A 13,686-nucleotide genomic window follows, 5' to 3' on the forward strand; every position below is an offset into this window, starting at 1 on the left:
GAAGCTAGATTAATATAAAGGTGACATATAAAGGTGACAGGCACCTCCTAGTTTTCTGGATGGTGCCTGTCACCTTTATCTTTGTCTTGCGACGATTCCGTTATGGACTTTTATAAAACCGTGCCTGAGGATATCAAATCCCCCTTCGTATACATAAAGCCCCATTTGCCGGATATCCATCAATTCCCTGTACGTATGGTTCATGACATCAGCCATTATGGTGTAGAAGAGTCTCGATTTCATCTGATGTCTTGGCGTCGTCATGATTGCATAGCCGCCCGGCTTTAAAAATTTTCTATGCCAGTCCATGACCTCATGCTTGTATTCATCAGGAAAGTGCTCCAGCAGCCCTACACTCAGGACAATATCAAACTCCTTGCCGAAAGGAAGATTTCTTATATCGTCCACCACATAATGAATATTCATCTGGTCCTTATACCAAACACGAGGCTGATTGGTTGCCGGATTTGTCCCAAGGAAAGGATAGCTCTCCGGAAATAATCCAAATCGGTCCGTCCTGCAAAAGTCATCATAATCTACGAGGACAACCTCTCCTTCCGGATACATCGCATAAAGCTGCATCGCTTCATAGCCCTCGGCTGCTCCTAAAAAGAGAATCCTTGGTTTCTCGATATCCAATCCTTTAAAAAGTGCCCTTTTACCACGCGGATCCCAAACCCCGTCTTCAATCCGGTGTGCATAATTCCAAAGTGACAGGCGAACAGTTTCCCCTAACGCTTTCTTCACGTCGCCAATTTGAAATCTGGATAAATATTTTTTCAATTCCTTTTTCGAGGCATTTAACTCTCCGGGAATATCCTTCACAAACCATTCATGAAAGGAACGGTTGAAAAATTCCCAAGAGGTTTTAACCGACATTTCACCATTGTCCAATTCCCAGTCACGTTTCGATTTAGCTACCGTTTTCACTTCATACGGTTTGCCAACATCCTTCCAGGAGAGCAGTGACCAATCGTTGACCAGATTTGCATTGATAAACTGGTCAATATCATCATTGGACGGATGCCTTAAGTCGATACGGTGGTTCGGCGTCAATTCGGTCCACCCAAAGTTCTCTTCACTATATAACCTAGTTTCCTTGTTTTCTGCTGCCATCTCGAGCATTTCATTTGTGCCCCTTTCCCCTAGGATTTTAACGTCTTCTCCAGCTCATGCTGCAATTTTCCGAATAGAATTAACCGATACATCCTGAAATCGGCCTTAGCGACCAAACGGGATGGCCGAATGTTGCCGGCTTATTTCCTTCAATGAAAAAATGGCTGATCCAGGCAAAGGCGTATGCCGTTACAGGTGCGAGCAGCAAAAGCCAAAAGTTCAAAGTGTACAGTGTCAAAAGAATAAAAATAAACACAAAGCTTGTTCCAACGAAATGCCACGCCCGTGTAGAAGGCTTGCTGTGCTGTTTTAAATAAAACGGCCAAAATTCCTCATAATTTTTGAAAGACATTATTTCACTCTCCCTTTGTTTCCGACGGATTACAACATTAGTAAGCTCTTAATATAAAATATTCAACAGAGCAGGTGATAATCCTTTTAAGTCTTCCACTACATTATGTTTATGATGGAAATTTTCACCGCTCAGGTACTATGTTCTGTCCAATAGGACCTTTTTATTGGTCAGTCTCCCGCTCCAGTTGTCTGGTTTTGTCCAATAGGACCCTTCTATTGGACATTTTTCCACTCCGGATGGCTCGTTTTGTCCAATAGGACCCTTCTATTGGACATTTTTCCACTCCGGATGGCTCGTTTTGTCTAATAGGACCCTTCTATTGGACATTTTCCCACTCCGGATGGCTCCTTTTGTCCATTAGGACTCCTCTATTGGACATTTTTCCACTCCGGATGACTCCTTTTGTCTAATAGGACCCTACCATTGGACATTTTCACCACTTCTGTACATTGTTTTGTCCAATAGGACCTTTTTATTGGACAGTCTCCCGTTCCAGTTGACTCGTTTTGTCCAAAAGGAACCTTCTATTGGAAATTTACCGCTTTACCTGCCTGTAGTATTTAACTGTGTCATATTACCCCCAAACGACTTTTCATCCTTATTCAATAAAAAAATGACGTATGCATTCCATACGTCATTTTTAAAGTCATTTAAATTTTTATGCTCTCACAAAGGAACCACCTATTAGCTTATTCCTGAATTAAAAAACTTTTTAAACCTTAGTGAAGCGAATACGAGTCCGACAAGTCCAAATGCCATTAAAATGAGGATGGTAGGCCAGATGCCTCCTATGTGCGCACCTCGGATCATGACATCCTGCAGCCCTTGCTGCGCCCAGTATTGTGGCGTAAATTTCCCGATTACCTGTGCAAAGGTTGGCAGGAAATCATACGGAAACCATAACCCACCTACAACCGCCCCGCCCATGGTGATAATCTGGACAAACGCGACACCTTGATTTTCACTTTTAACCAGGACTGAAAGCAGTAGCCCAAGACCTGTTCCGCATATCGCCAGGCTTACGACAATCAGAATAATTGATAGGGGATCACCAAGATGCAAATCATAGACAACCTTACCAAAGATGAGCAAAACAGCAGATTGAGTGAGAACGACCAGAATATTTGGCACCCACATTCCGATCAAGTAATGGAAGGATTTCATCGGTGTGCTGCGCAGCCTTGAAAGCATCCCTGATTCCTTATCCTTTAAAAAGTTACGGATCATCGTAATCATGATAAAAAAGACAAACATAACCGTGTAACCCGGGACTACCTGGGATACCATGTTTAGTTTCGAGGCATTTTCCTTAATATCCTTTACTAACAAAGGTGGTGTTAATGCTTTTTTCACCTGGTTATCATCCTGCCCTAGGGAAATCAGCGTCTGCTTGATTTTCATTTCTCTGGAACCTGCTGAAAAGTTCTCGAGCAATGCTTTGATCGGAGCAACAGACGTATCTTCCGCTGCGTCACGGTAAAGCTGAATTTCAGCCTGTTCTCCTGCTGACGTTTTATCCCCATAACCCTTTGGGATAACGAGAAGAGATGTAGACTTTCCATTTTTAATTTTATCGATTTGTTTTTTCAAAGAAAGAGAACGATCCTGTGTCAATTCAAAGCCCGGAATATTCTTGAGCTGTTTTACCAAACCAGCAGACATGGAGGAATGATCCTGGTCGAAATATCGAATGGAAATTGTATCTTTTGCATTTCCAAAGATAGATGCAAACATAACGATAAAAAAGATTGGCAGTAAAAACAGCCAGAAAAAAGTTCCTTTTTCCTTTAAAACCACCTGAATTTCTTTCCTGATAATACTTTTAATCATTCGCTTATCTCCTTTTCTTAATCGCGCAGGGATGTTCCGGTTAAGGACAGGAAGACACTCTCAAGTGATGGGCGCATCATTTCTAGCGCCCTTGCCTGCAGTCCTTCTTCCCTGATTTTTTTAGATACAAGTTCAATAGAATCCAAAACATTATCCGATTCCAGCAGCCAGCCTTTTTTGTATTCTGTAACCTTTTTGATTCCTTCCATAATAGGAGGCTTTTGACCTTCCTGAAGTTCAAGATACACGGCCTTCGTCGCGTATCGGGAAAGGAGCTCATCCAGATTGCCTTGTACAATTACTTTTCCATTATCAATGATCGCAATATCGTCACAAAGCGCTTCTACTTCTTCCATATAATGAGTAGAATAAATGATCGTTACGCCGCTATTTCGCAGCTGGCGAATGATATCGAAAATATGATTTCTCGACTGAGGGTCAATCCCTACTGTTGGTTCATCAAGAATGACGACCTTGGGTTGATGGAGGAGTGCCGCCGCAATATTAATGCGCCGCTTCATACCGCCTGAATAAGTATGGATCGGATCCTTTGCCCGTTCACTCAGGCCGACCTGCTGTAATACCTCCGCAATCCTTTCCTTCAGCTGCTTGCCTTTTACACCGTACATTTCTCCAAAGAAAACCAGATTATTATACGCGGAAATTTTATCATACAAGGTAATTTCCTGCGGAACATAGCCCACTTGGCGCCTTATGGCATCCGCAGCTTTCCTAATATCACTTCCCAAAACATTCACGTTACCCGAATCTGCATCAATGATGCCGGTAATGATTTTCATCGTTGTTGACTTACCAGCTCCGTTAGGGCCAAAAGACCGAAGCAGCTACCCTCTTTAACTGCAAAACTAACATTTTCCAAAGCTGGTTTAGTCCCATATTTTTTTACCAGATTGCTAACTTCTAGTGTTGCATCCATTTTTAATTCCTCCACCGTCCTACAAAAGTCTTTTATCATAAAATAATGACCATGTCCTTTTTCAATTTATGAGTTTCCAACTATAAGTATATTCACCTTCACATTAATTATGGTAATATCCTAAAATTGGATATTTAAATTGTAAAATACTAGGGGTATAATATCAAACCATTTTCCTATTTCTCATCTAGTTCTAATGTCTTAACGAAAAAAAGCATCGGTACCTGTCAACCGATGCTTAAAACGTTCATCTAATATTAGATTGAATGAGCAGGCCGTTCGGGCGAAGGCGAGCCATGACGATTTCATCAACAAATTCACCATGTGCTCTTAAACTGCCAATTTTTACTCCTTCTTCTATGAAACCAAATTTTTCATATAATATTTTTGCCCTTGGATTTGTTTCAAGCACACCTAGCTCCACTCTCTCAAGCATCAGCCAATTATCGGCCAAATCAAGCATCTTTGTAAGTAAAGCCTTGCCAATCCCTTGTTTATGATATTCACTGTCAACTCCAATGAATAGATCCCCCGAATGTGATTTGCTGCTTGTCCCTGTGTCATCCCGACAAATCCCACCACATTGCCGTTTAGTTCAGCGACAAATTCATAATGATTAGGTGCCAGATTTCGAAGTCTATTTTCCATCACATCCAAACGCATGCTTGGGAGAAAAACCATATACGGCAGAACTGCACCCTGAGTAGAAATTCTGTGGATCGCACTGGCATCCTGGACCTGGACAGGACGTATATTGATATCCATATTAGAACCCCCTAAAGAATAATTTCTTTAGGTATTCTTCAAGATGCCGGAAAATTCCTACTTGGAGAACAAGGAATAAAACAATTATTATAAAACAATTTTACCTATTAACACTTGCAGTAATTCCTCTCCAGACATAGCTGCTTCGCCGCCGCCCTGGGCAAAGGAATCATTTCCGCCACCCTTTCCATTAATCAGGGGAAATACCGACGCCGCAATTTCCTTCATATTAATAATTGATCCATTTCCTCTTGCACAGACAATTTGAAGCTTATTGTCCGTTTCAGAAACAAGGATTACATTTAGCTTTTCGTTAAAAGGGATTATTGTCCGGGCCAGCTTTTGCAGTTCCTGCATTGACCTGTCCCTAAAAACCTTTGATACCAGGCTATTTTGGCTTTGATTTACTAAGCCAATGGCTTCATGTTTAAGGAGTTCTTCTTTTGAGGATTCCAATTCCTTTTCTAGTGATTTAACATTTTGCAGCAGCCGCTGTACAGACTCACTCATCCCCTCTTCAGGTGCATTCAGAAGAGGACTTAACTCAGTCAGGATCTTATGTTTTTGAAAAAGCTGTTTCCTAACACGATTTCCACATACAAAACGCAATCTGATTTTCTTTTTTTGCTTTTCCCAGTCAAGAATTTTGAGCGAGGCAACTTGACCTGTCGCTGACGGATGTGTTCCGCCGCAGCCATTATAGTCAAACTCAGGGATGATAACGAGCCTGATATTGTCTGAAACCGCGATTTTTTTTCTAAGCGGGTAATTGGCAAGCTCGTCTGCACTTATCCATTTGGTTTCAATCGGCCTATTCTCAAGAATGATTTGATTTGCCAAATCTTCCGCCTTCCAAGCATGTTCCTCTGTCAGTTCTTCCACATCCAGATCAATGGTAAGAAACTCTTGTCCCAAATGGAAGCTCACGGTTTTGAAATCAAATAAGGATTCAAGCGCAGCGGAAAGGATATGCTGCCCCGAATGCTGCTGCATATGGTCAAAGCGCCTCTCCCAATCGATTCTACCTGCTACATCCCCATTTGCATCTTTTAGTGGTCCCTGTATGAAATGACGGATTTCTCCCTCGAGTGCCTCCACATTCTCCACCGGAATGCCATTTAATGTTCCTGTATCATGCGGCTGCCCTCCGCCTGTCGGGTAAAACGCGGTTTCTTTTAAAACGACGTACCATTTCCCTGAATCATCCTGGTCCTGTTTGATAATTTTCGAGGTGAATTCCTGCATATAAGCATCTTGATAATATAATTTATCTTTCATCCATACTCACTCCCGCTGACTGCCTATTTTAATTGCTTTAAGTATTACTTACACAAATATGATATTAAATTTAAATCATATTGGCAAAAATCACCGATCTCCTTCACTCTTAAAAATAATGTGTAAATCCTCCCAGTTATACTTTAGACAGGAATACTTGTTTCATCTGATGTGATTCGGGTAAAAGAGTACTATAACAACTTGAAGGAGGAATTAGACATGAATAAAGATCAATCAAAAGGTGTATTGGATCAAGTTAAAGGTGATTTGAAAGAAGGCTACGGTAAACTTACCGATAACGAATCTCTCGAAGCAGAAGGTAAAGCCGATAAGGCAAAAGGTACAGTACGTGAAAAATATGGCGATGTAAAGGAAAAAGTGTCTGGTGGATTTAACGACGCTGTCGATAAACATTAATAAGGGTATTTCCTAAAACAAACCGGGCTAATCATAATGATTTGCCCGGTTTTAACGTTTTCTAATTTGGTTTTCATTCCATTCTGCCTCTGTATCCCCATTAACATGCATGCCATATTTTTTGAAAAGGATTAAATAATTGATAGGGGTTGTAATAATGGCTAAAAAAGTATTAGGGGTTTATCGTACTAGTGATGAAGTTATTACTGCAATTGAGAAGCTACGAAGCCAAGGCTCCTCAATTAAGAGCTTATCCGTTTTAGCAAACACCCGAAATATCCCTTCTTATGTTCAAAATGAAACAGGGGTACCTTCAGAAGAGTTTACTGTTGAAGTAGACAACGATAAGGATCACCAATATTTTATCGACAGCCTTGTATCGGCATTTGAAGGCAATGTAAATACGGGTGAATCAAACCGTTCCTTTTATGATCGTTTTGTGGAATTCGGAATTGATGAAGAGGCAGCGCGTGAGTATGAAAAGGATATTTTTGCTGGCCGAATCCTTCTTCTGTCCGACACCACAACGACGGGTTGAATCAGCTCAAAAAATAGACTGCCCGATCTCATCTGGCAGTCCTTCTTATTTTTTGCGTAAAATCTGATTATGAAATACAGACAGCGCAAGTAAACAAAGTACGCCTCCACTTAATGCAAGTGCCATATCCCACTCAGAGTCCCAGATATCTCCCTGTGCCCCTAAAAAATCATTTGCAGCCCGGCAAGAATTTCCGCTGCCAGCCATTCGGCAATTTCATAGCACGCTGATAGCGCCAGAATAACGCACAATGTAAGAAAAACAAGCCATTTTGAGGGCTTTAGGCAAGTACGCCTAATCAAAAGTTCTCGGATGGGTATTGCTAAAAAACCCTTGGAAAAGTGCCCAAAACGGTCATAATGATTTCTTTTCAAATCATAATGGTTTTTTAGCCACTCAAATAAAGGAACCTTTGCATATGTAAAGTGTCCGCCAATGAACATGAATACAGTCAATATAGCTATTATTGCATACGACAATGTTGTGAACTGAAAACGATTATAGGTGAAAAGTAGAATGAGGATCCCTGTCACAGCAGGCAGGACTTCCATTACCCACGTTAAATAACTGGCGGGTTTTATCGCTGACCACACGAACACAATACTAGCAAAACAAAGCAAAATGATATGAACAGAATTTATTTTGTTTTTTTCCATGCGACACTCCCCTTCTATTGGGTTCATTATTCAGTATGAATGGGAATGAAGGTTCTTATGCAAAAGGCCACCCAGCTTTTTCTGAGTGGCCTTTTTTATTAGTCTGTTTTCGTATACTTTGTTGCTATTTAAGAAGTAGTTGATTTCCACTCCAGGATGCTCGCTTTCCGCGGGGCGGGCGGTGAGCCTCCTCGGCGCACAACGCCTGTGGGGTCTCACCTGTCCCGCTGCTCCCGCAGGAGTCTCGCACCTTCCGTTCCAATCAACTTCTTTTTCAACGATTTGCTTTTTAAAACCTATTTACAAAACAACAATCTTTTAGAAAACAGCATTTTATTAATACGCTTTTGCCCAGTAAACCATTTTTTCTGCTGGTTTCCCGCAGCATACGCAGTTTTCCGCTATCTGCTCCTGTTCAAATGGCATACACCTTGATGTAGCGCCGGTTTCTTCTTTAATCTGGTCCTCGCAGGCTCTATCGCCGCACCACATTGCCTTGATAAATCCCGGTTTGTTTTCGAGATTTCCCTGCAGTTCTGCTAAGGTTTTTGCCACTGAGGTGCTTTCTTCTCGATGTGCTTTTGCCCTGTTGTAAAGATTGGATTGAATTTCATCCAAAAGCTCAATCAATTTTGTATCCAATTCATTCAGTGGAACAATGATTTTTTCCCCTGTATCACGGCGGACAAGGACGGCTTGTTCTTTTTCAATATCCTTCGGCCAATCTCAAGTCGGACTGGTATTCCCTTCATTTCATATTCATTGAACTTCCAGCCTGGCTTTTTGTCACTAGCGTCAATACCGACTCTGACCGACTCTGACAGATGTTTTTTCAATTCATAAGCAAAATCAAGAACGCCTTCTTTATGCTGGGCAATTGGCACGATCATTACTTGGGTTGGAGCAGCCTTTGGAGGAATCACCAATCCTCGGTCATCGCCATGAACCATAATCATCGCTCCTATTACACGTGTTGTGAATCCCCAAGAAGTTTGCTGTACATGCTGCAGCTTGCCTTCCTGGTCGGTGAATTGAATGCCAAACGCTTTGGCAAAGCCATCTCCAAGATGATGAGAAGTCCCTGTCTGGAGCGCTTTCCCGTCATGCATCAAGCTTTCGATTGTATAGGTGTACTTGGCGCCAGCGAACTTTTCTTTTTCCGTTTTCTGCCCTTTCACAACAGGAATAGCAAGGATATTTTCACAGACATCCGCATACACATTTAGCATTTTAACCGTTTCTTCCAGCGCCTCTTCGTCTGTGGCATGGCATGTATGCCCTTCCTGCCACAGGAATTCCAGCGTCCTTAGGAAAGGCCGTGTCGTTTTTTCCCAGCGGACGACATTGGCCCACTGATTATACAGCTTTGGCAGATCCCTGTAGGAATGGATGATATTTTTGTAATGCTCGCAAAAAAGCACTTCTGATGTAGGTCTTACACACCAGCGCTCAGTTAGCTCTTCTTCCCCTCCGTGGGTAACCCAGGCGACTTCAGGCGCAAAGCCTTCAATATGGTCCTTTTCCTTTTGCAGGAGGCTCTCTGGTATGAACAATGGCATATAGACATTCTCATGGCCAGTTTCTTTAATCCTTGCATCTAATTCATTTTTGATATTATCCCATAGCGAATATCCATATGGGCGGATGATCATCGAACCGCGGACACTCGAATAATCGATCAATTCTGCCTTCGTCACTACATCTGTATACCACTGCGCAAAGTCCTCTTCCATTGCTGTAATGTCTTTTACAAACTCCTTAGCCACATAAACCACTCCAATTTTTTAAAAAATAAAAAAGCCCTGCTTTACAATAGGGACCATAACATGGCGGTACCACCCTAATTTGCAAAGCAAAGCTTAACACTCTCAACATGATAACGGATTTTAACCCGCATGGATCTTCGCATTTGTCCGATCCAGAACTCGGAGGCAGGTTCAAATGTCTGTCAATAGAAGCCTTGCACCACTCAGCTCCCTCTCTGTAAAAGACTCGCAACATTTTACTAATCCTCGTCAACGTTTCAATATGATATTGACAAAATTATATGTAAGGATTTTTTCTTTGTCAAATATTTCTTTAAAAATTTTTATTGCGAATGAGCGGAAACTGAAAAGGATAATGTTCTACCGTTATTTCATCTTCCATATAAAACAATTAAATGGTATTGTTTATGACTCGTAAAACTAGGGAAACTTTTTATCAGACAGAAGTTAATTAACTGGAGGATAAAAATGAAACAGACAGATGCAGTGACCTTTTTTTTCGAAGACGACGGCAGCATTCCTAACAACCCCAGCTTGCCAGTTCTTTTTTATAAAGGGGCAATGAAAGGAAACGAAGATAAAATGGAGGAAACGTTTAATCATCATCATTGGCTGAACAGCTGGACGAATGGGATTTTTGATTATCACCATTTTCATAGCAACGCACATGAGGTTCTAGGCGTGATTAGCGGCCATGCAACTGTTCGCCTAGGTGGGAGAAACGGACAGGATTTAAAAGTAGACAAGGGTGATGTCATTCTTCTACCTGCCGGAACAGGGCATAAAAGAATTGAAGCAAGCGATGATTTTAAGGTTTGCGGCGCGTACCCTGAAGGAATGGAGCCAGATATTAGGACAGGCAAAAAAGAAGAGCATTCCGATGTTGTAGAAAATATCAAAGAAGTTCCACTGCCCTTACTCGATCCGGTTTTTGGAGAGAATGGCCCTGTTAAAGAAATTTGGATAAAGACGAATAATTAAATCGAGGCTATTCAATTCGCCAAAGATCAACTTCCATATAAAAAACCTGAGTCTAAGCTTAATTCGAAAGCTTCAGGCCTAGGTTTTTTCAATTGCATTAAATACTTGCGATATTACGAAAAAATTTATATATCTTATTTCTCATTGACACTTGAGTTGGCTGGCCGTTTATTGAAGGCCTTAATCCAGTTTGCAAATCATTGATTGTGAGTCCATAAGTCATCTGCAGATGAGGATAGTCCTTGAACTGCTTCCAATCTCCGCCCCACTCAAATCCGAGTGTTTTGGCAATTGCAACGACTTCCTTCCAGTCGCTCCGGCTATTTCCATTCCCATCGTAATCCATATCCCAAAGCAAATTTCCGCTTTCACGTGACGCAATGGCGAAATCAATTGCCAGCCCGTAGTTATGATATGACTCCCCGCCTCTGGCATGTGTCACAACGTCACCTGGTTCAGTACGCCCTTTGGCAAATAATCTATCCTGTGCGTCCGCACTGCGAAATTCATCAGTAATCACGACCCGAATCCCTTTTCGAGCAGCTTCGCTGACTAGCAGATCCGCTTTTTCAGCAACATTTTTATCCAAGCCTGTCGGCATCGGAACCTTTTTAAGTCTTTCATTTTCTGTAGAATTTAAGTATAAGAGTACAGGAATAAGAATAATGATTGAAGCAAACACCCATTTTCCCAATCTCGTCAATTTCACCCTGTCTCCCCCTCCTTTTTAAAACATAAGCTCATTAAAAAGGATCCTGAATCCAGGATCCCCTCACTTCTATTCTACTAAAATATCATTTTTTTGCGAGAAAAACCTATTTAAAATCAAATGACCTGATAATTTTATCCGAAATCAGGCCATAGCCTTTCTCGTTAAGGTGAAGCGAATCGCTAAAGTAATTCTTTTTTTCTTTTCCCTTAAATAATTCATTTGTCGAAATATAGGTAACTTGTTTATGTGACTTTACCAGCTTCTGCGTAGAAAGATTCCAATCGTGGATATATTGTTCTATTTTCTCCCCATCCGGATAAGGATTGTAGAGGCCTAAAACGATAATGGGCGCCTTTCCGTTGGCTGTTTCTAGTATTTTCAGTATGGCCTTTCATGTTTTCCAGATATTCTTCCTTTGCCTGCTCAATTTTATCATGATGGAGAGGTTTATAATCTCCGCCATTGCCGTGGCGCAGGTCATTTGTTCCAATAAAAACGATAAAATAATCCGTTTCGTTTAATTGATCCGCTGTTTTTATATCACCAAGTTCCTTTAAAATGCCGCCCGATTCACGGCCCTGACACCATAATTCATTATTTTATATTCAGTTCCCGTTTTTTTATCATTTAGCTTTTTCTCGAGTTTCCCAATGTATCCCTGCTCATGCCTGTCTCCTTTTCCATATGTCAGGGAATCTCCAAATGCCATAATGGTCTTTTGGTTTCCATCTGCGTGCTTTTGGTCAAAAAATGTTACATACATATATAGTCCTGCTAAAATAATAAGAAATCCTGCTATCCCTATAATAATTTTCCTCATGTTGTTTCCTCTCCTGTAACTCTATTTCTATTAGACATAGACTTATACCCCATATTACCTAGCAATACACCACGATAAAAAGTTTAAATATTCTAACAAAATACCAAAACAAATTATCGTGCTATAATCTATAAAAATACATTTGTGCGCAGGTGATGGACATGGCAAAGGAAGTACATCTTAAGAAAAATATCGGTTTTACTGTCGCAACCTCTTTGGTTGTTGGAACAGTCATTGGTTCCGGTATCTTTATGAAACCCGGGATTGTCATTTCTTCAACCGGCAATTCAACAATGGCATTATGGGCATGGATTATCGGCGGGATTATTACTCTCGCAAGTGGATTAACTATCGCCGAGGTAAGCGTCAAGATTCCAAAAACAGGAGGACTGTATGCTTATTTGGAGGAAGTTTACGGGAGCATGTGGGGATTTTTATGCGGGTGGATTCAAACCCTCGTTTACGGCCCTGCTATCATAGGGGCACTCGGACTCTACTTTGGTTCTTTAATGGCTGGGATGTTCAATTTGCCGCAAAGCTACAACATTATCATCGGTATCATAACAGTTGTTTTCTTGTTCGTGTTAAATGTATTGGGGACACAGTACGGCGGTTTTATTCAAAGCGTTTCAACTGTAGCAAAATTGATCCCTATTGCATTGATCGCCATTTTTGGACTGGCAAAAGGGAATGTTCAAATATTGAATATGGGCAGTGGCAGCTCACAGACTATCGGTATGGGTGCGGCAGTACTCGCAACCCTTTGGCGTATGATGGCTGGATGAACGTTGGATTTATGGCTGGCGAAATGAAAAATCCGGCTAAAACGCTGCCAAGAGCCATTATCACTGGTATTGTCGTTGTAATGGTTGCTTATTTAAGCGTCAATCTGGCAATGCTGCATGTGTTACCTGCAGAAAAAATCGTCCAATTGGGCCAAATGCTGCCAAGGAAGCAGCGACACTCCTCTTTGGTGCTACAGGCGGTAAATTAATCGCTGTAGGAATCTTGATTTCCATTTTTGGATGTTTAAATGGAAAAATTTTGACCTTTCCGCGCATCCCACTCGCAATGGCTGAACAAGGCTTATTGCCAGCTGGGCGCTCCTTATCACATATTAACCCTAAATTTAAAACGCCGATTCGTGTAACACTTTTAGAAATCATTCTGGCAGTCGTTATGATGCTTGTCGGCAATCCTGACCGCCTTTCAGACATAGCTATATTTTCAGTCTTCTTATTTTACGGACTAGCCTTTTATGCGGTATTCTTATTAAGAAGAACCCATAAAACCGACGCGTCGGCCTACAAAGTACCGCTCTATCCAATCACACCGATTGTTGCGATTCTTGGTGCCATCTATATTTTAGGAAGCACCATCATAAAGACACCATTAGATACCTTTATCTCGATTGCTATCACTTTAATCGGACTGCCTGTATATAAAATACTTCAGAAAAAGCGCGAAGCTATCGGTTTTAAAAAAGTTAGCTAGATACCTAAGAATTGCTGCCAT

At 41.3% G+C, this 13,686-nt stretch carries 10 protein-coding genes, 5 pseudogenes and 1 other annotated feature; of the genes and pseudogenes, 4 read left to right on the plus strand and 11 right to left on the minus strand.

Annotated features, from left to right (window positions below):
* Nucleotides 1-75 precede the first annotated feature (75 nt).
* The 7 genes and pseudogenes from RCG23_RS01620 to RCG23_RS01650 all read right to left on the minus strand — a co-directional run bounded on the left by RCG23_RS01620 (nucleotide 76) and on the right by RCG23_RS01650 (nucleotide 6,281).
* On the minus strand, nucleotides 76-1,125 hold the full coding sequence (locus RCG23_RS01620) for a class I SAM-dependent methyltransferase (RefSeq protein ID WP_308178302.1): 1,050 nt from the start codon (nucleotides 1,123-1,125) through the stop codon (nucleotides 76-78).
* Between the two features lie 20 nt (nucleotides 1,126-1,145).
* Nucleotides 1,146-1,468, minus strand: a pseudogene (locus RCG23_RS01625) (Mpo1-like protein).
* A gap of 687 nt (nucleotides 1,469-2,155) precedes the next feature.
* On the minus strand, nucleotides 2,156-3,301 hold the full coding sequence (locus RCG23_RS01630) for an ABC transporter permease (RefSeq protein WP_308178303.1): 1,146 nt from the start codon (nucleotides 3,299-3,301) through the stop codon (nucleotides 2,156-2,158).
* A 17-nt stretch (nucleotides 3,302-3,318) separates the two neighbouring features.
* Nucleotides 3,319-4,101: an ABC transporter ATP-binding protein gene (locus RCG23_RS01635; protein ID WP_308178304.1), complete on the minus strand. Its 783-nt coding sequence runs from the start codon at nucleotides 4,099-4,101 to the stop codon at nucleotides 3,319-3,321.
* The gene (locus RCG23_RS01640; RefSeq protein ID WP_308178305.1) at nucleotides 4,098-4,238 is read right to left on the minus strand and encodes a hypothetical protein; all 141 of its coding nucleotides are present in this window, start codon (nucleotides 4,236-4,238) and stop codon (nucleotides 4,098-4,100) included. Before RCG23_RS01640 ends, RCG23_RS01635 begins: the two co-directional genes overlap by 4 nt.
* 247 nt (nucleotides 4,239-4,485) lie before the next feature.
* A pseudogene (locus tag RCG23_RS01645) lies at nucleotides 4,486-5,003 on the minus strand (GNAT family N-acetyltransferase).
* An 87-nt stretch (nucleotides 5,004-5,090) separates the two neighbouring features.
* A complete protein-coding gene (locus RCG23_RS01650) occupies nucleotides 5,091-6,281 on the minus strand; it encodes an alanyl-tRNA editing protein (RefSeq protein ID WP_308178306.1) in 1,191 nt (396 codons plus the stop codon).
* 219 nt (nucleotides 6,282-6,500) lie between these two features.
* On the opposite strand from RCG23_RS01650, the gene RCG23_RS01655 reads away from it, so the two are divergent.
* Both RCG23_RS01655 and RCG23_RS01660 read left to right on the plus strand, forming a co-directional pair.
* Nucleotides 6,501-6,698 (plus strand): CsbD family protein, encoded by a 198-nt coding sequence (locus RCG23_RS01655; protein ID WP_308178307.1) that lies wholly within the window; start codon nucleotides 6,501-6,503, stop codon nucleotides 6,696-6,698.
* 157 nt (nucleotides 6,699-6,855) lie between these two features.
* On the plus strand, nucleotides 6,856-7,236 hold the full coding sequence (locus RCG23_RS01660; RefSeq protein WP_308178308.1) for a general stress protein: 381 nt from the start codon (nucleotides 6,856-6,858) through the stop codon (nucleotides 7,234-7,236).
* A 45-nt stretch (nucleotides 7,237-7,281) separates the two neighbouring features.
* Here RCG23_RS01660 and RCG23_RS01665 read toward each other — a convergent pair.
* Nucleotides 7,282-7,919: pseudogene (locus tag RCG23_RS01665) on the minus strand (DUF2238 domain-containing protein).
* Nucleotides 7,920-8,228: 309 nt separating this feature from the next.
* Nucleotides 8,229-9,625, minus strand: a pseudogene (gene proS, locus RCG23_RS01670) (proline--tRNA ligase).
* A 78-nt stretch (nucleotides 9,626-9,703) separates the two neighbouring features.
* Nucleotides 9,704-9,920 (minus strand) — a binding site (T-box leader).
* 206 nt (nucleotides 9,921-10,126) lie between these two features.
* Here proS and RCG23_RS01675 point away from each other — a divergent pair.
* Nucleotides 10,127-10,639, plus strand: coding sequence for a cupin domain-containing protein (locus tag RCG23_RS01675; protein ID WP_308178309.1), 513 nt, complete (start codon nucleotides 10,127-10,129; stop codon nucleotides 10,637-10,639).
* Between the two features lie 97 nt (nucleotides 10,640-10,736).
* Here the strand turns inward: RCG23_RS01675 and RCG23_RS01680 are convergent, their stop codons facing one another.
* Together RCG23_RS01680 and RCG23_RS01685 are read right to left on the minus strand one after the other, a co-directional pair.
* Nucleotides 10,737-11,348, minus strand: a complete 612-nt coding sequence (locus RCG23_RS01680; RefSeq protein WP_308178310.1) for a M15 family metallopeptidase — start codon at nucleotides 11,346-11,348, stop codon at nucleotides 10,737-10,739.
* A gap of 556 nt (nucleotides 11,349-11,904) precedes the next feature.
* The gene (locus RCG23_RS01685; protein WP_308178311.1) at nucleotides 11,905-12,171 is read right to left on the minus strand and encodes an SGNH/GDSL hydrolase family protein; all 267 of its coding nucleotides are present in this window, start codon (nucleotides 12,169-12,171) and stop codon (nucleotides 11,905-11,907) included.
* A 161-nt stretch (nucleotides 12,172-12,332) separates the two neighbouring features.
* Between RCG23_RS01685 and RCG23_RS01690 the strand changes: the two are divergent.
* A pseudogene (locus RCG23_RS01690) lies at nucleotides 12,333-13,665 on the plus strand (APC family permease).
* Nucleotides 13,666-13,686: the final 21 nt, after the last annotated feature.

This window comes from Neobacillus sp. PS3-34 (genome assembly GCF_030915465.1).
Classification (GTDB): Bacteria; Bacillota; Bacilli; order Bacillales; family Cytobacillaceae; genus Neobacillus_A.